This window comes from Ruminococcus sp. RTP21484sp1_RTP21277st1_D2_RTP21277_210401, assembly GCF_040924225.1.
Lineage (GTDB): Bacteria > Bacillota > Clostridia > Lachnospirales > Lachnospiraceae > Blautia_A > Blautia_A faecis.
Genome location: NZ_JBCOMJ010000017.1, coordinates 34,817 through 52,420 on the forward strand (window position 1 = coordinate 34,817; position 17,604 = coordinate 52,420).

Annotated in this window: 17 protein-coding genes and 1 pseudogene; 1 reads left to right on the forward strand and 17 read right to left on the reverse strand. The window is 42.8% G+C overall.

What is annotated here, in order from left to right; translation table 11 throughout:
• The 16 genes from AB5706_RS12405 to AB5706_RS12480 form a co-directional block, all read right to left on the reverse strand.
• Nucleotides 1–1,005: a bifunctional lytic transglycosylase/C40 family peptidase gene (locus AB5706_RS12405; RefSeq protein WP_009203310.1), complete on the reverse strand. Its 1,005-nt coding sequence runs from the start codon at nucleotides 1,003–1,005 to the stop codon at nucleotides 1–3.
• Nucleotides 1,002–3,131: a CD3337/EF1877 family mobilome membrane protein gene (locus AB5706_RS12410; protein WP_368366116.1), complete on the reverse strand. Its 2,130-nt coding sequence runs from the start codon at nucleotides 3,129–3,131 to the stop codon at nucleotides 1,002–1,004. The genes AB5706_RS12405 and AB5706_RS12410 overlap by 4 nt, the downstream gene beginning before the upstream one ends.
• Before the next feature lie 5 nt (nucleotides 3,132–3,136).
• On the reverse strand, nucleotides 3,137–5,587 hold the full coding sequence (tcpF, locus tag AB5706_RS12415; protein ID WP_009203308.1) for a conjugal transfer ATPase TcpF: 2,451 nt from the start codon (nucleotides 5,585–5,587) through the stop codon (nucleotides 3,137–3,139).
• Complete coding sequence (locus AB5706_RS12420; RefSeq protein WP_021865983.1) at nucleotides 5,574–5,963, reverse strand: conjugal transfer protein; 390 nt, start codon at nucleotides 5,961–5,963, stop codon at nucleotides 5,574–5,576. The genes tcpF and AB5706_RS12420 overlap by 14 nt, the downstream gene beginning before the upstream one ends.
• A gap of 114 nt (nucleotides 5,964–6,077) precedes the next feature.
• Nucleotides 6,078–6,566 carry an antirestriction protein ArdA gene (locus tag AB5706_RS12425; RefSeq protein ID WP_005335611.1) on the reverse strand — a complete coding sequence of 163 codons (489 nt, stop codon included), beginning with the start codon at nucleotides 6,564–6,566 and terminating at the stop codon, nucleotides 6,078–6,080.
• A gap of 23 nt (nucleotides 6,567–6,589) precedes the next feature.
• Complete coding sequence (locus AB5706_RS12430; RefSeq protein ID WP_040015660.1) at nucleotides 6,590–7,093, reverse strand: antirestriction protein ArdA; 504 nt, start codon at nucleotides 7,091–7,093, stop codon at nucleotides 6,590–6,592.
• Nucleotides 7,066–7,311 (reverse strand): hypothetical protein, encoded by a 246-nt coding sequence (locus tag AB5706_RS12435; protein WP_015530244.1) that lies wholly within the window; start codon nucleotides 7,309–7,311, stop codon nucleotides 7,066–7,068. The genes AB5706_RS12430 and AB5706_RS12435 overlap by 28 nt, the downstream gene beginning before the upstream one ends.
• A gap of 67 nt (nucleotides 7,312–7,378) precedes the next feature.
• Complete coding sequence (locus AB5706_RS12440) at nucleotides 7,379–7,975, reverse strand: hypothetical protein (RefSeq protein ID WP_005335616.1); 597 nt, start codon at nucleotides 7,973–7,975, stop codon at nucleotides 7,379–7,381.
• A gap of 59 nt (nucleotides 7,976–8,034) precedes the next feature.
• Complete coding sequence (locus AB5706_RS12445; protein WP_005335619.1) at nucleotides 8,035–8,256, reverse strand: hypothetical protein; 222 nt, start codon at nucleotides 8,254–8,256, stop codon at nucleotides 8,035–8,037.
• Nucleotides 8,257–8,349: 93 nt separating this feature from the next.
• A complete protein-coding gene (gene mobT / locus AB5706_RS12450; RefSeq protein ID WP_438267007.1) occupies nucleotides 8,350–9,555 on the reverse strand; it encodes a MobT family relaxase in 1,206 nt (401 codons plus the stop codon).
• Nucleotides 9,556–9,737: 182 nt separating this feature from the next.
• The gene (locus AB5706_RS12455; protein ID WP_368366117.1) at nucleotides 9,738–11,000 is read right to left on the reverse strand and encodes a helicase HerA domain-containing protein; all 1,263 of its coding nucleotides are present in this window, start codon (nucleotides 10,998–11,000) and stop codon (nucleotides 9,738–9,740) included.
• 16 nt (nucleotides 11,001–11,016) lie between these two features.
• Complete coding sequence (locus AB5706_RS12460) at nucleotides 11,017–11,409, reverse strand: YdcP family protein (RefSeq protein ID WP_009203304.1); 393 nt, start codon at nucleotides 11,407–11,409, stop codon at nucleotides 11,017–11,019.
• Nucleotides 11,410–11,424: 15 nt separating this feature from the next.
• Nucleotides 11,425–11,739 carry a YdcP family protein gene (locus AB5706_RS12465; RefSeq protein ID WP_005363246.1) on the reverse strand — a complete coding sequence of 105 codons (315 nt, stop codon included), beginning with the start codon at nucleotides 11,737–11,739 and terminating at the stop codon, nucleotides 11,425–11,427.
• Nucleotides 11,740–11,988: 249 nt separating this feature from the next.
• A complete protein-coding gene (locus AB5706_RS12470) occupies nucleotides 11,989–15,423 on the reverse strand; it encodes a VaFE repeat-containing surface-anchored protein (RefSeq protein WP_009203302.1) in 3,435 nt (1,144 codons plus the stop codon).
• A gap of 145 nt (nucleotides 15,424–15,568) precedes the next feature.
• Nucleotides 15,569–16,213 carry a Fic family protein gene (locus tag AB5706_RS12475; protein ID WP_202020680.1) on the reverse strand — a complete coding sequence of 215 codons (645 nt, stop codon included), beginning with the start codon at nucleotides 16,211–16,213 and terminating at the stop codon, nucleotides 15,569–15,571.
• 181 nt (nucleotides 16,214–16,394) lie between these two features.
• A complete protein-coding gene (locus AB5706_RS12480; protein WP_179962580.1) occupies nucleotides 16,395–16,601 on the reverse strand; it encodes a hypothetical protein in 207 nt (68 codons plus the stop codon).
• Nucleotides 16,602–16,647: 46 nt separating this feature from the next.
• Between AB5706_RS12480 and AB5706_RS12485 the strand changes: the two are divergent.
• Nucleotides 16,648–16,830 (forward strand): annotated as a pseudogene (locus AB5706_RS12485) (hypothetical protein); the annotation flags it as partial.
• 116 nt (nucleotides 16,831–16,946) lie between these two features.
• On the opposite strand, the gene AB5706_RS12490 reads toward AB5706_RS12485, so the two are convergent.
• Nucleotides 16,947–17,597, reverse strand: a complete 651-nt coding sequence (locus tag AB5706_RS12490) for an HAD family hydrolase (protein ID WP_004844981.1) — start codon at nucleotides 17,595–17,597, stop codon at nucleotides 16,947–16,949.
• Between the last annotated feature and the right edge of the window lie 7 nt (nucleotides 17,598–17,604).

Here is a 17,604-nt window from a genome sequence, read left to right on the forward strand (position 1 = left end):
CTAATTGGTTTTCACCCGTCCGGCACCAATCAAGTGTTGCTGCCAGTACGAGCTTGTTAAATCTGCATATCCGATAGGGTCGCCAGCATGATACATTCTGTTGTTTCCAGCATAGATTCCTACATGAGTGACGTATGTTCCAGCGTTATAGGTTGAATGGAAGAACACCAAGTCACCAGCCTTTGCCTGTGACAGCGGTATGTGCTGTGCAGCGTCATACTGTGCCTGTGCGGTACGAGGTAAGCTGATACCAGCTTTTCCATAGCACCAAGACGTAAGACCAGAACAGTCAAAGCTAGTGTTGGGATTGCTGCCGCCATACACATATTTCCAGCCTTGATACTTCAACGCTTCATTGAAGATTGCCTGTGCGGTAGCGTCACTGAGACTAGGCACAGCCAAATACTGACTGACTAATTTCACATAGAACATATTCCCGTACTTGTAACGCCAGCCGCCATTTTCTTTTATGGAAATGTCATTCTTATAGGTGACTTTGACACCGCCGGATTTACCTTTTGCGAAGCTGACCGCCAGCTCAAAGGTGTACTTCTTTCCGTGTTTTGATACATAATCAATGAAGCCGCCACCATAGTTATAGGACTGTACCACTGTGTTGATGTCACAGTCTTTTGCTTCTGCGGATTTCAAAAGCTCCGAGAAGTATTTACACCCCTGTTTGATGGAATCCTCCACGGATAGGGAGTTAAGCGGTAATCCTAAAGATTCACTGGCTTGCATAACGTCTGTCGTGCCAGTGCCGCCGGATTCCACCTGCATAATCGCAAGCAGATAGTTCACATAGTCAGAGATTCTGTATTCCTTTGCATACTTTTCTACCGTAGACTGATGTTTCAATACTTCCGCTGATAGGTTCAGTCCAGAAAAATCAAGACTGGAAGAACCACTTTCTTCATCATCTGAGGTCACGATAAACAGAAACAGAAGCAGACAGATAATCACTGTGAAAATCCCACCGAACACAGCAAAATGCCTTAACTTCATTTCTTGCCGCCTTTCTTACTTGTAGATTTCTTCATTGTTGATTGATTTGTGGTCTTTTTCTGAACCGTCTTTGTCTGCTTCTGACGTTGTACCGTTTGCCTTGAAATATCTGTGGTAGCTTGTGAATGTTTATTTACTGCTGATGAAGCCTGTTTATCTGCCGGACAGGATTCTCTGACAACCTGTGTTCTTACATTCTCCTGTGATTTTGTCACAGGCTCTTTACTCTTGCTTGATTGCGGCTGCTCCTTTGTCACTGTGACAGGACGCTCTTTGACATTCTGCTCCGGCTTTAAAGCTGCCGCCTGTGAATCCGATTTTACAGGAACAGGCGTTGTGGCTGGTCGCTCATGCACCGGGGCAGCTCTCTTTGTCGCTGATCCGTTGCTTTGTCGCTCCTTATCCACAATCGGACGCTGCGGATTCTTTTTGTCTGACTGCGGCTGTTTCGATACCGATTTTTTATCCACAATTCCACGCTTTGAGGTAGACTGTGATTCCTGTGTATTGCTTTGTGAACTATGTACGGTCTGTGAGGAATCCGTCTGACTTTTCTTATCCGGCAATGCAAACGGCTTCTGTGATTTGGAATCCGGCAGAGCTGGCGGCTTGCTGTTACCTCCACTGGAAGAAGCAGAAGTATTGTGATTTGCTCTGGTATGCGTATTACCTGTCTGTTTGGTATTGTCTGCCTTTTTTGTAGAAGCAGAAGCCGCCGCAGCACCAGCTACACCACCAGCAGCACCAGCCGCCATTGTCCTACCGATTTTACGCTCCAAGCGTCTTGCCCTGCGGTTGAGGAACATATACGGGTGTCGCATGATTCGTCTGCTGACTTGCTGTGTATCGGAGGATTGCAGGCTGAACATTGTCATCAAGTCACCTAATTTAAAATAGATTCCGGCAAAGGTGACTATCTGTAGAAATGCCACCATGAAAAACGGATAGCCGGAGGAAATGGAGTAAAACATAGTCGAGATACTAAACGCTGTGGTAATAATCAGTGTGATTCCAGCTCTCATCATAACGGTATTGAACAGCTTCGTAAGAGCCTTTTTTGCCATGCCTTCATAGGTCGGTATCATGGACAAAACAAAACTAATCGGCAGAAACATGGCGTAGATGATAAATAACACCTGCGAGAAAATCATCATGCCCGTAAGCAGAAAAACAAACGCCGAGATTCCGATATTGAAGATAAACAGGAACACCACCATACCTAAACGGGTCATGGTCTTTGTGACGCTCAAATAAGCGTTGTCCTTATCTTCGATTTCTTCAATCACAACATCCTCTCTGTCGTCTGTGTCTGGGTTTGCCGATAACAGGCTTTCCACACGGTCAGAGCCGAGCGTTTCTATATCCGATTCCCCGTACTGTAAAAGCAGCCACGGTTGTTTCACCTGTATGGAAAACAGGCTGTCTCTTATTAAATCTACGCTGTCTTTTCCTTTGCTGTTGGAATCGGGCAGCACGATTTTTGTACCGAGCGATAATGCCGAGCTGCTTATATCTGCGGAAAAGTCATTGATTTTGCTGATATAGTTTGGGGCATAGGCAATAAAGGACGCTGACAGGATAAATACCACAAGAAAGTTGATAACCGCATGAATGGCTTTTGTGGTTTCTCTTTTTAACAGTCCTGTGTATGCCACATAGATTCCCATTACCAGAATGAGGATAAGCAGGAATCCTACATAAAATCCCTCACTGGAAAAGCCATTGGAAGTCACACCAGCTAATGTCTGAATGTTCTTTCCGATAGAACTTGCAGTATCAGAGATAAAGTCCAGCTTGTAGGCTTCCTGTACCACATAACCTGTCGCATTGGAAATGTATAAGCTCACCGTCCAGACAAAGTTTGTGATGGCATATAGTCCGTACTGAATACTTTTGCCGATACCGTCAAGCCAGTTCCACGGCAGCCAATCCCAACTTGAATCCACATAGAAATCAAGCTGGTAGTTTTCCAGCGGATATTTGGAATAGGTGTTAGCGTCACTCACCGTATTGTCTACCAGACCAGCCGCATGAGCTACCGTACCCGTGATAGATAAAAATACCAGCACACCGAGAATCACCGAAAGCGTGATAAGCAGATAACGGACTATTTTTCTCTTGTCCATAGGCTTCACCTCATTTCTTCCGTCTGCACTGGCGGTCTGGTATCAAAGGCATGGAACAGGTCAGAGAATACAGGGTGAATCTGGATAACGCCCACACGCCCATACAAATCTTGAAACAGGCATTGTCCGTTTTCCAAATCCCTAAGTCGTTTCTGGTTGCCCTCGTCCTCCTTATCCACACCGAAAAATTCAAGAGTATTCTTGATTTCCTTTATGTCTGTAGAACGGAACGCAAACTTTAAGCCGATATTGTTCTTCATCTTTTCATCGTCCACATCACCAGAGTTTTGTGTAACAAAGTAAACAGCAGCGTTCATGGAGCGTCCAGCACGAATCAGCTTGTTAGACAATGCTTTCCCCTGTGCCACCTGTAGGAACGTCCACGCCTCGTCCAAGTCCACCATCTTAAAAATGCTCCTGTCGGAATGAATAAAATCAAGGGCAAAGGTACTAATGACAATCAGCATAGCCACGGACAATAATTCCATTGTGGTGTATTCTTCAAACTTCGTGTCCTTATCCGGCAACACAAGGTCTGCCACCTGTATGATGTTGAGCTGCCTGTCTAAACTGATGGACTGCTCCACATCACCGTCCGAGAATAAAAGGTGTGCAAAGTCATAATCGGTCATGCTCTCGATATGGTCTGCGATATTTTCTGCCACAGGAGAACCGTCTTTCCTTAATTTATCAATGACACGGAGCAGTCCTCGTTTTTTGCTCTGTGTCACGGAACGGATTGCACGCCTTAATACAGGGAACTTCTCACCGTCACGGGACGAAATACCTGTAAGGAATGTCAGAATGTCGATTGCCAGACTTTCAGCGTCCTTTGTTCGCTTCATAATCACATACGGGTCAAGAAGTCCTCTGTTTTTGTCCTCACTGGTGAGATTAACTATCTTGATTTCCTGTGCAATGTCGGGTAGCGTTTCCTGCCAGTTGCCACGCTCTGATTTTGGGTCTACAATGACCGCTTTTCCTCCAAACAGCACCGCATAATAGATGATAAGGTTGTTACAGAAAGACTTCCCACCACCGAGCGAACCGAGAAAAGCAGCCGCAAGAGCATTTGTCACAGAACCTTTTACGCCCTGTGCTGCAAGGCTAGGTTTTAGATAGACGTTCTTTCCTGTATCAAGGTTATAGCCGATATAGATACCGTCCGTTTCCCCAAGCTGCTGTGTTGCACCGAAGCCAAGTCCGGCGAGAAAGTCCGAAGTGACGTATTGGATATAATCATTGATATATCTTTTGCTGGACGGGATAAACTCACCATGCAACCCCAACATATCACCGAATGGGCGAACCAGCTTGACATTCAAATCATCATAGAAATCTTTGACTTCATCACAGCGGCGTTTCAATTCTTCCAGAGTATCAGCCGCCACACGGATAACGTAGGATAATTTATACATGGATTCTTTGGACTGGTCTAAATTTGTTTCCAGTTCATTCACCGAATCCAGAGCGTCCATGACGTTACTTCCCGTTTCGTTGTTGGATTCCCAAGCATGATTATCCAAGTCTTTCAGCTCTTTCTTTTTGTTCCTAACAGTCGTCAGAGCCTTTTTGTTGGTAACGATTTCAACATTCATAGAAGTGGAAACGGGGAACGTGAATTGCTGTTGCTGATAATAAAATATCTCGCTTGACGGAAAATCCAGCTCACCCACGATATTGTTAATCGTGAAGTAGGCAACAAAAGTTGTCTGATCTTCACGCTCAATCTTTAGGTATCGCTGGTTTTCTTCAATCATGCAGCGTGTCGGACGGATAAGGTCATATCGCTTCACCAGTGTTTCACGCTTTGACTTTTTTATCGGGAGGTCATAACTGTAATCACTGTAGGCAACGCCGGTATTCCCGTAGATATGTTCCAAGAGGTAGCCGAAGTCGTTCTTATCTAGTCTGCGGAACTGAAAGCGACGTGAGATTTTGCTTTCCAAGAGTTTTTCCATCTTTAGGAAACGGTTGATTTCATCATTACTCATGGAAACGAAGTCACCCATCAGCTTGTGATTGACTTCATAGATAAAATCCGCAAAGGTCATAGCTGCTGATTTTCGCATACCCTTGAAGCTGATTTCTTCCTCATTTACCAGCAGCTTGAAGCCAAGAAAAAAGCGGTAGTCAATCTGATTTTCACCAATCATTTCAACCAACGCTTCTGTCTGTTCATCTACCTTTTTACAGGCAATCTCTTTTAATCTGCCTGTGATTCCCTTTTTGGAACGCTCCTGTACTGCACGCAGGCTGTCCTCTGTGGCAATCTGTAGGGCATGGATTTTTCCGTCACGGTTCTGGGCGATAAGCTGACGGAAGTTGTCATGCACCATGTATTTTTCTTCTGGTGACAGGAACGAATAATTGTAAGGTGTCAGCTCATAGTAGGCAAAGCACTCACCGTCATGGTTGAACACCAGATTGTTTTCTATGTACTTAATCGGGAACATACATCACACTCCTAACTGCGGTCACGCTTGTATTGAATTTCTGATTTTTCAGTTTGATAGCTTTTCCTGCATAGGTCACTTTTGGTCGGAGGAAAAAGCTCACACAGGATTTTAGGAATCCAAAAGGCTTTTTTCCGTCAAAGGTCTTTTGCGATACAAACCAAGTGAACGCCACAGGGATTCCAAAGTATTTGAGAAATGCACCGTCAATCATGTTAAAGGGCGGTAGCTCCCCAAAGAGAATCACCACAAACAGCGACACCACGAACCAAGCCATCTGACTGAATGTGAGCGGGAACGGGAGTTGAAAATCGTTGATTGCATAAATGACTTTTTCCACGCTCCATATGCTTGTATAGCTTTTGATTTTCTTCAATTTTCACAGCTCCTTTCTGTTCTAAAATGGAAACAGCAGCCTATGTTTCAAGGCTGCTGCAAAAAAATAACCAGTGTCATTTCACTGGCAGATAAAAAAATTCAGTTGTAATTGTTAATACGGACATTCAAACACGCCATGATTAGTGACGACAAAACGCCCCTCTAAATCAAGGTCACGCCCGTAGGCTTCATAGTCTATGTAACTGCGGATTCTGTCTGGTATCTCACCCAGACTTTGACATTCATCTATGAAGTAATAGGCAACGTCTGTCATATCGTCACAATCGGGATAATGGATAATATCGTCTGCATGTTCGCACAAATCTTCCAAGCTGCTGTAATAGCCTAGCAGTTCCGATAATTCGTCCTGTATGTCTTCTGGTAAGTCCTCCACCATTTCACACAGGCGGTTGACTTCCTCAATGGGTGTGTACTCGTCAATCTCAAAGGGTAGCTCATAATCATGGATTGCGTATTCTTCGTATCTGTCATTCAAGCCGATACGTTCTGCCATCTCGTCATAATCAACGGGCGGCGTAAACCACGCACCCACAAGCTCACCCTCGTTGTATTTCCCAAGATTGGCGATATAGATTCGCATTTCTTCGATACCACATCACCCCTTTACTGATAGCGGAATACGCCGCTTGTGGTAAATAAGTATCTGTCGTCCATTTCCAGCTCACTACCATAGGAGTGATAGTCGATATGTTTCAATAGTTCGTGAGGAATCTCACCAAAAACATATTCTTCACGGATAAGGTATTCTGCCAGAGCTGCACCGTCACCCACATCATAGTAGCGTATCTCGTCCTTGTGGTCGATAAATTCCTCGAAGCTGGAAAACCATTTCTGCTGAATGGCTTTCATTTCATTGCCGATAGGCGTACCCTCCAATTCCAGCACCATGCGGCAGTTGGCGTTGATTTCCCAAAGTGGCATATCACTGTGTAAGTCAAAGGGCAGCTCATAGTCTGCAATCTCAATCTGTTCTTCATGTTCTACGCCGATTTTTTCTCGGACTTCCTCAAAGTCCACAGGGCAGTTGAACCAAGCACCGGAATATTCTTCGTCACCCTCACGATACGGTTTTGTATTGTTTAACAGGTAGATTCGCATTTCCTGCATGGTCTGTCACTTCCTTTCATCATATCCAGTATTCCCATTATAACAGCATAATCTACACCGAATACATAATGAGAAAACTTTTCTAACTGTTCTTTTGGATAATCAAGTGGTGAGTGCTGCTTGATGATTTCCCACACCATACGTTTGCGGTAGGGAAGGTCGGAAATATTTTCACAGCCGACACGCTCTTTCATATCCTCAAATATATCTGTTTTCATGTTGTCCTCCAATCTTAAAATTTGCATAGAAAAAGCAGCTAACTCAAAAGAATTAACTGCTCTTTGTCTATGATAATTTGATTCCTATTTGTTTCAAAATTAAAGTAAGTTCTTTTCGCTTTTCTGGGTCTGGTGTTCTGACTAAAGTATATCCTTCTTGCTGTATTTTTCTTAATATATCAAATGTAATATCTGCTCTAGCATTTAATTTATATAGAGTATCATCCGACATAGGTACTTTACGAAGATACCACCAGAAAGGTAAATCCAATTTACTTTTAGCATATTTTATAGTGTTGACAAAGTATGTGTCCTCATTATAGTAATTAAAATGTGGTTTATCCTCTAAAAGATGTTTTTCCATATTTTCATAGAAATCATCTAAATGATTGTCAACTAAAATCTTTTCAAGTATTTGAGGAGGAATTTCACTCAAATACTCTGTTATCATACCAGTATTCAAAATATTTAAAGGCGTATAATAATATTTCTTTTTAGCGGAAAGAACAATGCTCAATACTACACTTTGATTATCAAATGCGTCAAAATATACATTGACATTAACATTGTGATATTGATAGTAAAATTTTAAGCAAGTAGCCTTTGTTTTTTTAGGAATACTGTTATAAATATCTACTAAATAGGCTTTTGTACTTTCTTTCACACAAAACACTCCTTTCAAATTCTGCTTAAATTATACTACTTTTACACAAGAAATACAATTTACGCCCCGATAATCTTATTGAATAACTGCAACAGTACGTCTTTTACGCCAGAAGAATTGAATACCAAGCCGACAGCGATTAAGGCAATCACCAAGAATCCAATCAGTTTAGAAAACTCACGCTTGAATCCGAGATATACGCCGATAACCGCAATCGCCATGAGTACCAAACTCTGTGCGTTAGATAAAAACCAGTTGTATAAGTTCTGTCCGAAATTCATTATTTTCTGCTCCTTTCCATCATTTCAATTTCTCTTTCTGCGGCTGCTCCAAGTGAGAACAGGAATAAATCAAATAAGATATGCTTCATGTTGTCATTCCTCCGTTTCTGTAATCATTTCCTCTGTGGAAGTTGTCTGCTGTTCAATCAGCTTTTTGTGACGCTCCGTGAGCTTCGCATGGTCTAAAATGTCTTTGAGATAAGTCGTACCGTTGGTACTGTCAATCTTCTGTAAGACTTTCCAAGTGGGAGCTACCTGTCTGCTTATCCAGTTGAGCGTCCGAGTGAGCGTATAAGGCTCTGGTTTGGTCGTCAGTTTCAAACGCCCACGATCAGAGCCGATAAAGTACGCCCATTTCTCATTGGTCTGCCATTCGCTGCGTCTTTTCTCCACCTCCTTGTCAGCGAACCGCATATAACGGTTGATAATGTCAAAAGCGGTACGCTCTGCGTCATGATAGGTCAGCAGGTCACGCACCGCATAATAGGCTCGCTCATTTTTCAGCCGAATTTCAAAACGGTTCTTGATTTTCGTATCTTCAATGGGTATATCGTATTTCACATACTGCTCATAGTCCTTTTCATAGATACAGAAATAAACCTCTGATTTGAGCGAACCGATATAAAGCGTATTTCCCATTCCGTATCTGTCCTGTTCATTGCTTCTCACCAGCTCACCGCTGCGGTAGCTCTTGAAGCTGCGGAATACGGAAATACATTCTTCACGGTTGCATTTCTCTGTCAGCTCTGGAATATCCAAGATTCCTGCCATATCGTTGATGGCAAGGTCAAGACGTTTCATCACACCTCCTTCCACCAGAGCGTCCATGAGAAAGTCATACCAGCTCCTATGCTGTGCCAGCAGATAACTTTCCATCTGTCGACAGCCTTTGCCTTTCAGCTCCAGCAGTGTGCCTTTCTCTTTATCGGGTGATGTCAGCACGAACACATCACCAAGCACATAATGTTCCGCATAGGAGTAGAATCCGTAGTCCTCATGTATCATTACATCCAGCTTTAATTGCAGAATATCTTCAACAACGTGCCGAACGTCCTGTGTGGGGAATCGGATTCTGACGTAATCCAAGACCATTTCCAACGGATTCTCTGGATTCAGCTTTTCCAGAGCGTCCGTGAATTTCCCCTTGATTTCTTCTGTCAAGGCTACTTTTCCAGATTCAATCCTGCTGACATACTCACGACTGATACCAGCCATGACCGCAAGACGATTCTGGGAAACGCCGTACTGCGTCCGTTTTTCCTTAAAATCGTTTATCCAATCGGTATCATTCAGTTTCAATCCCTCCAATCGAAAAAGAAATGTGACAGTTACCGATTTTGTCACACTTCTTTGAATGTTTGAAAAGTCCTCTGTTTTCAAGGACTTTTTGATATGTAATTGACTGTTTCCAGATAATTTGTGCCCCCCTGTTAGATAATGGGGGCAGATGGTTGGGGCGGCTTACGCCACCCCAACACAGGCTAGTCCGTACCTGCGTCTTTCGCTTCGCACGCCGCCTGTCCGTCCTGCCTGTTTTGTGACAATCTTCCTATCTCTTTTAAAAAGTCATGTCCTTTGGGTACAAGGGGAGTGTAAAACTCGGATATGACACTGTTTCCCGTATCAACATAGCCACGCCCTTTAATCTGCTTCAAGAAAAAGTCCTTGTGTCGTCCGAGCATGACTATCTGTTTCAGCTTGTTAAGGACAGCAGCATTTTCCTTTGTGGTGAGCATTTCCATGAACGCCACATATTCATCAAAAATAAGGAAGTGGGGCGATAGTCCTAAATAGGCATAGTTTTCACCTGTCCTGTAATTCTCCATGAGCTTCATTGCTTCACTTCTTGCCATCATACCGTCATAGAACCTGTCAATACAGGCGGTTATATCGTCTTTCTTGTACCAGACTTCCGGCATGACAACGGACAAATCCGCAAGGTCGGCGTTCTTTGGGTCTAAAATATACATGACCGCATTGCTGCGGAGCAGAGCTTCAATGATAGTAAGGATAAAGTAGGTTTTACCACCACCAGTGCCGCCAGCAATTAGCATATGTGGGAGCTTGTCATACTCCCACCAGACATTTTTCATCAGACGCAAGCTGCCATGTTCAGCCTGTACCTCATTGATAGTGATTCTGTTCGCAATCGTATCATAGAGCAGCACATATTCCACATAGCTGTCTTTCAATTCTTTGGAAACCAGCTCACAGTATAAGCCTGTTTCCAGCTTCTTTTCCAAGTGTAAAAGCTGGTCTTGATATTTCCCTAATGTAATTTCCGTACGGATATATAAAAGTCCATGCTCCATATGGTAATACAGTTTTGGAAAATAGGTGATTTTCTCTTTTTTAGTAGTAGCTGGCAAGTCCTTGAAGAATCCGCTATCCTGTGTGGATTCCGATTCATACCAGCCATTTTCCAACAGCATACGAGCCAGCTTTTGACGGTGAAAGAGCTGTTTCACTCTGTCATACTGGAATCTGCGATAGAAAAGGGTAGCCAGTACACAGACCAAAGCTGCCAAAACGATAGTCATTATCCTATATGGTGTGACCGTCAGATGGACACTGCCATCTTGAAAAAGCGAGATTACTTTCCAGTCCGTAGTGATGATTGTTTTTAGGTTCAGCAGCATAACCACCGCAAGGAACAGCAGGAGCAACGAACCAGACGAGAAACGAAAAACCAGCGATTTGTCACTGGCTCTGATACGATTCCCACGTTTATTGAATTGTGGCATAGGCTAAATCCTTTCCTTATTTTTTATGCTGTGGCTGCTGCGGATTGTTGGGAGCGTGGTTATTTCCGGCTGGCTGACCGTTCTTATTCTTCAAGACAATATCATCTGCTTTGATATACCAGTCAACGTCTGCACCTTGAAATGTAGCGGTTGCCACCGTATCAGCTACAGGATTGATGATTTCCACCTCTGTGTTGTAGTCAAATTCCTTTAACGGAACAGAAGCCGGAATACTCACCTGAATCATGCGTCCTTGCTCCTTACACTTCAAATCGTAGGTACGTTCTTTAATTTCTTCAGAAACCGTACCGTCCTCATTTTGAATATGTACCTCTCGTCTTAATGCAGAGAATTTCAATACTCCGAAAGTCTTTTCCTTGTCTATAATGATTCCGTTTGCTAATCTCATAATCTCTGTACCTCCTTATGCTTTCACCATATCGTCTGCTGACAGGATATAGTTCGTGAATCCTCTTGTGCCGATTTTATAACCCTCTGCGGTGATTTTAGGATTGATAAGTTTCACTTTTTCCTCTGATTCAAAGTTCTTCTCACCAGCAGAAGCGGGCAGCACCACGATAATATCATCTGCCCTCTGTACATCCGAATAAAGGTTGAAGCTACGGGAAACGACCGTCATACGTCCGTTGATCCTACGCTGTTCCACCTTATTCTCACCTGCAAACTCCAAATTCCCGAATGTCTTTTCCATGTTTGGGATAACGTGTTTTAATTCCATAAATTGTTTACCTCTTTTCTTTCTGATTTTGATTGATTTGTTATTTAGTGTCATTCTGCTGTCGAGATAATATCTGTCTGCCTGTGAATTATCAAGGGCAAGCGTTGTGCTAAAAGCACCCTTGACAATCCCCATTCAGAAAGATAAATCGTAATCAAGCAGAAGTTAGATATAGTGTCAGCCACAGACTGACTTTTTTATGATGGGCGGTGAACGGGGCGTTGCTTTCATAAGCTGATACCTCCCGTATTATTTAGACTTTTTTACTCTGCGGAATCTCTTATAACATGCAAAGATAAGACCAGCAGCGGAAATCCCCATCATGGCGAATAATGCGGCAAATGGCGTATTGTCACCTGTCTTTGGTGATGTGCTTGCCTTAGTTGGTGTGCTAGGTTCATCTGGTGTGGTAGGGGATTCTGGTTTCTCTTTGATTGTTACAGTCTGCCCCTCATCTTTGATGTCCTTATGTTCAGCCACTTTGATAGGCTCGTCTGGATTGGTTACGTCATATAATTCTTCAAAAGTAACAAGCTCCTTACCTGCAAGCTCACTGGCATTGAATGTAAATTCAATCTGAACTTCCATCTTCGTGTCAGTAGCGGTAAAAGTAAGGTCATTTTCCACACGTTTACCATTCGCCAGAAGTTCAGCATTTTCAGACTTCACCATTTCCCAACCTTTAAGAGTGTATTTCACGCCTTTTTCCAAACCGTCTAAAGTGACCGTATCAACGATAGTTACTTTGTCGTCTACTTCAATCGTCTTTTCACCTGTTGCCTTATCGGTAGCGATTGTGTGCATAGTGATGATACGTTCCGTAATCGTCACTGTTTGCCCTTCGTCCTCAATGTCCTTGTGTTCTGCCACCTTTGTAGGCTCGTCTGGATTGGATAAATCGTATAATTCCTCGAATGTTACTAGGTCTTTTCCTGCAAGCTCACTGGCATTGAATGTAAAGGCAATCTGGACTTCCATGCTAGAATCTTTTGCAGTAAAGGTATAGTCACTTTCTACAGGTTCACCGCCAATCAAAAGCTGTGCGTTTTCAGACTTCACCATCTGCCAGCCTTTGAGCTGATAGGTTGTACCTTTTTCCAAGCCATCTAAAGTGACCGTATCAATGACAGTTACCTCTTTACCAGCAACAATCATCTTTTCACCTGTGGCTTTGTCGACAGCGTTGGTATGAATTTCAATCACTCGTTCTTCGATAGTCACGGTCTGCCCCTCATCCTCAATGTCCTTGTGTTCTGCCACTTTGATAGGCTCGTCTGGATTGGATAAGTCGTACAATTCCTCGAATGTCACAAGGTCTTTTCCGCCAAGAGCAGAAGCATTGAACGTATAGGAAACCTCAACTTCCATTTCTGATTTTTTCGCAGTGAATGTGTAATTACTTTCCACAGGTTGACCGTCAATCAAAAGCTGTGCGTTTTCAGACTTCACCATTTGCCAGCCTTTCAACTGATATTTTGTGCCTTTTGTCAAACCATCTAAAGTCACAGTATCAACGATAGTCACGTTCTTTCCAGCAACGATTGATTTTTCACCTGTCACCTTATCTGTGGCAGTCGTATGGATAGTGATTTCTGGCTCGTATTCATCTGTAAGCGTACCTAAATCCACGACTACTTTATTTCTTGACACCACTACATCAAATGCCGGAATTAGCGTCATTCCCTTGTTGGAATCGCAGCGTAATTCTTCGATTGTGTAAGTATCATAGAGCAATGCACCTTTGCTGTCGTCTGGTGTGGAAGTACCGAACCAGATACCGTCCTCACTGGTCTTTCCGGCGTTGGTATTCTGCTTATGAGATACCCAATCAGAGGAAGTGGAAAGCTGACCATTTGCGTCTGTCACAATGATATGGCTCTCACCAGTCGTCTTGCCTGTGATCCTAAAGGGAACATTCGCAAGTCGCTTGTGAGTGCCAGCACCGATTTTTACACCCTCAATATCTCCACGCTTAATCTGGTTGTAGATGGAATGTGCTTCATCTGTTAAATCCACGATTTTTCCATCTTCTGTGATTTCAAATTCAATCGGTTTTGCACCGTCCGTCAAATATCCCTCTGGGGCGTTGCTTTCCTCAATATGGTATTTTCCGTATGGTAATGTATCGGCGGCAGTTGTAGCGATACCGTCAACGCCAGTATGGATTGTTTTGACGACTTCATTCTTGTTGTATAACTTGCCATTTACCAAGACAGCGTTATCATTTAAGGAAATGATTTCAAAGGCAGTATCTTTCAAAGTCGCACCGCCTTGTGCTTTTGTATCTTTGGTTTCAAGGTCACGTTTCTGGATTTTGACACCGCCACGGATAACCTTGTCTAATACGGAATACTGGTTGCTGCCGCTTAACGCTGCAAGCTCACCATCTTCTGTAATCTGTGCCACATAGACACCTTTTATCTGTTCAGAACTTCCGGCAGCCTGCATATAAGCACCCTCCAATAAGTAACCGTTTGGAGCTGTCTTTTCTTCTACAGTGATAGTACCAAGCGGCAAGCAGATAGTACCATTCTGTGTATAGAAGCTGTCACCCAATACCTTGTAGGAATCGGCTAATCTTGTGATGTAATGGACTTCATTGTTGCTGTCTTTTTCAGCGATTGTCTTTGTCGTCCATGTGCGTGTTGGTTCTGATGGAAGATTGTCTTTTGTATAGTAACCGTCATAATACTTCCAGACGAACTCCGCACCCTCTAAAGAAGCGTTACCCTGTGGCGTAGCTTTGGAAATTTCCATATCAATCTTGAAAAGCTCAACCAAAGTGTCAGTGACTTTTGGTTTGTCGCTGACTTTTAAAGTCGTAGTTTCATTAACCTTGACCGTCATAGTATAGACGTTCTTATCTAACTGGAATCCCTTTGGAGCTTTCGTTTCTTTCACATAGTATGTCGCAGCTCTTAATTCCACAGTGTCCGTATTACCATTGGCATTTGTCGTAAGTATGGCAACAGATTTCGTGCAGCCTTTATCAGAATAGACACCATAAGTCGCACCAGAGAGAGAATAGCAGTCATTCCCGTTTGTGACTGTGGTATTACTGGAAGATTTCTGAATCTTGCCATTGCCGACAGCCAGCTCTGCGAAGAACTGTCCTAAATCCTGCCCCTCACCAGTGTAGATATAACCGTAACAGTCATAGCGTCCTTTATTTTCTCTTACAAAGGCTTTCGCTCCGGCGAATACTTCATCTTGCACGGATTTTGAGATTTCATCATAGGAAGCTCGTACATTGTCACAGCTCCACCCAAGATGGACGCTCAATCTCTGCCAGACTACAAGCTGTCTTAAAAGGTAGGCGTGCTGGCTGCTCAATCCTGTATGGCTTTTCGTGTACTGTTTGACGTATTCAAGAGATAAAGCAACGTCCTCTATCTGGTCAGCAGTCATGCGTGTACTTGCGTCACTTCTGGTCTTATATCCATTCTTAAAGCCTGTGTTGATGTCGATACAATAAGCGTCCTCGCCCTCAACGGTCATATGCCCCTCATTAAATGTAGAGCCGATAGAACCATCATTCATTACTTTCTCAACAATGCCGACACGTTCCTCCGATTCTGTCCAGTATTGTGTTTCCGCAGCATGGACAGCAGTTGTGGGTAGAGCAGTAAAGACGGTTGCGAGAGTAAGAACACCTGTAAGCAATCGTTTCAATATCTTATTCATTTTTTGATTCTCCTTTCATTTGGGTAAAAAAATAGACGCTCATTTCTGAACGTCTGGAAATAAAAAAGGAATACCGTTTTTCAAGTATTCCTAATTCTATATGTTATTTAACTGTATTTATGTGATATGAAGTTGTTTGCTGCTGTTATGCCGCTATTTGTTGTTGGTATCTCAATGGTACATTACCATCATTGAAAGGATGAATGCACAGAAAGTCCAGAATGAACATGGGAATCAAAACCAGTTTATCAATGCGGTCAGCTTCCCATGCTTCAAGGAAGCGAGCGCAAAGTTCTTCCATCGCTTCAGCAGTCTGAAATGCGGGAACTGGAATAAAACGTGCCTTCTGATGACCCTCGGCATCTGTTTCTGCAATTACATTATCGGAATTCTTATAACTTCCACCAGCAGATCCCTGTGAATAGGAGTACAGATCTCGATGTAACTGCAAAATAATGTTCGGTCTTGGGTTGATATATTCATAACCTTCGTAAATTGTGGAAAGTACTTCACGATAACCAGCAATTTCCTGCTCAGATCGGTTGCGGGGTTCTGCTTTTTGACTTACCAATTCTTCCAAACGCTTATCGCTTGTAAATATACCTTCGATTCGGTTGGATGCTCCCGTACTCTGAACCAATGCAACTTCTAAGAGTGTTTTCAATTCATCTACATTGGCTTCGAGAAATAATTCCTGTTTGCCTTTATGTTCATGAATGCTGCTAACCATCTGAACAATTTCAGGTGTTAACAATTTTTCAGGACTTACAATAAAATCAAAGTCTCTCATAGGAATCTCCTTCACTTCAGATTTATTTCCATCATTCTATCAACAAATGATGGAGATTTCAATAGATTTGATGGAGATAGAATATCCATATACACAATAAATATCCTCATTTCATCCATATATTATATCGTTTTATGGATTGTTTTTCATTAAAATTACACTATTTTTTCACTATTTTTCATTACTTCATCGTTTTCGCCAACGAATTGAGCAACGCCCGCCTCTCTGGATTCAGATTCTTTTTCTCATAAAATGCTTCTTTAAAAAGCTCTGCATTTTTCCTTTGGTCATCATCCGGAATTTGAGAGTACGCATCCGTAATCATATTGACCTGTGCATGGCCGGAATCACCCTGTACTGCTTTGATATCAGATAATGGTACACACAAGCACGGAAAACACTTTATGCAAAATCTTCCACAGTAAAATCTATAAATGATCCGCAAAGGCAAAGGAAACCGACAGTTTACCATGTTTGGAATTATGGCAGTTCTTTTAGGAAGTGGAGATGCATTCCATCTGGTTCCCCGTGCAGTAGCGCTTTGTACAACTGGACTTGAGAACTTTACTGTACAGATGGGGTTAGAAAAGTGGATTACCTCTATCACTATGACTATCCTAAAATCATCCCCGCCTCAGAATTTGCAACAAGTTGTTGCAAATTTTCTATATCCTTTTATTTTACAGAAGTACTTATTTTTAACTTTTTTCCTTCAGATTTTATATTGCAAAAATCATATCACCATCTGCAGTATATCCTCTATATGTTCTGCATAATAATCAGCCCCATTCAGTTCCCCTTTCTCACCATATCCATACAGGCATCCTATAAAAGGGCTTTTGCAGGACCTGGCACATTCCAGATCCTGTCTCCTGTCTCCGACTACCAGATAAGGGCCACTATATTCCCGGATGATTTCCTGCACAATTTCTGTCTTTGGACGGAATCTGTATGATTCACAGTCATAAAAACGATCAAACCATCGTTCCATCCCAAATTCCTTCCAGTGTGCCTCACGATATGAAGCTTTACAGTTACTTAAGATCACAAGGTGATATCCCCGGTTCTTCAAAGCTGTTAGCATCTCCTCTGCTCCCGGATACCACACTGCCTTATGTTTCCTGATCTGTCTTACCATCAGATCTCCTACCATCCTGCTTGCCTGCTCTTTATAGCTCTGATCCAGTTCCGGCAAAAATGTATTCCACATCTCCTTACTGTTAAGTCCCAGCCAGCCGGCAATTTCCACCGAGCCTATCTCCCGTTCTTCGGTAACCTTCTGTTCTGTCAGCCACTGATAGGTTTCACGAAATGCCGGTTCATAGATTCCAAGGGTATGATGGATCGTTCCATCATAATCGAATATGATCGTTTTTGTCATCATTTATTTT

Excerpts from the sequence above, each read along its gene's own strand:
- AB5706_RS12405 (WP_009203310.1), bottom strand. The coding sequence starts at position 1,005 with ATGAAGTTAAGGCATTTTGCTGTGTTCGGTGGGATTTTCACAGTGATT.
- AB5706_RS12410 (WP_368366116.1), bottom strand. The coding sequence starts at position 3,131 with ATGGACAAGAGAAAAATAGTCCGTTATCTGCTTATCACGCTTTCGGTG.
- tcpF (WP_009203308.1), bottom strand. The coding sequence starts at position 5,587 with ATGTTCCCGATTAAGTACATAGAAAACAATCTGGTGTTCAACCATGAC.
- AB5706_RS12425 (WP_005335611.1), bottom strand. The coding sequence starts at position 6,566 with ATGCGAATCTATATCGCCAATCTTGGGAAATACAACGAGGGTGAGCTT.
- AB5706_RS12430 (WP_040015660.1), bottom strand. The coding sequence starts at position 7,093 with ATGCAGGAAATGCGAATCTACCTGTTAAACAATACAAAACCGTATCGT.
- AB5706_RS12435 (WP_015530244.1), bottom strand. The coding sequence starts at position 7,311 with ATGAAAACAGATATATTTGAGGATATGAAAGAGCGTGTCGGCTGTGAA.
- AB5706_RS12445 (WP_005335619.1), bottom strand. The coding sequence starts at position 8,256 with ATGAATTTCGGACAGAACTTATACAACTGGTTTTTATCTAACGCACAG.
- AB5706_RS12455 (WP_368366117.1), bottom strand. The coding sequence starts at position 11,000 with ATGCCACAATTCAATAAACGTGGGAATCGTATCAGAGCCAGTGACAAA.
- AB5706_RS12460 (WP_009203304.1), bottom strand. The coding sequence starts at position 11,409 with ATGAGATTAGCAAACGGAATCATTATAGACAAGGAAAAGACTTTCGGA.
- AB5706_RS12465 (WP_005363246.1), bottom strand. The coding sequence starts at position 11,739 with ATGGAATTAAAACACGTTATCCCAAACATGGAAAAGACATTCGGGAAT.
- AB5706_RS12470 (WP_009203302.1), bottom strand. The coding sequence starts at position 15,423 with ATGAATAAGATATTGAAACGATTGCTTACAGGTGTTCTTACTCTCGCA.
- AB5706_RS12475 (WP_202020680.1), bottom strand. The coding sequence starts at position 16,213 with ATGAGAGACTTTGATTTTATTGTAAGTCCTGAAAAATTGTTAACACCT.
- AB5706_RS12490 (WP_004844981.1), bottom strand. The coding sequence starts at position 17,597 with ATGATGACAAAAACGATCATATTCGATTATGATGGAACGATCCATCAT.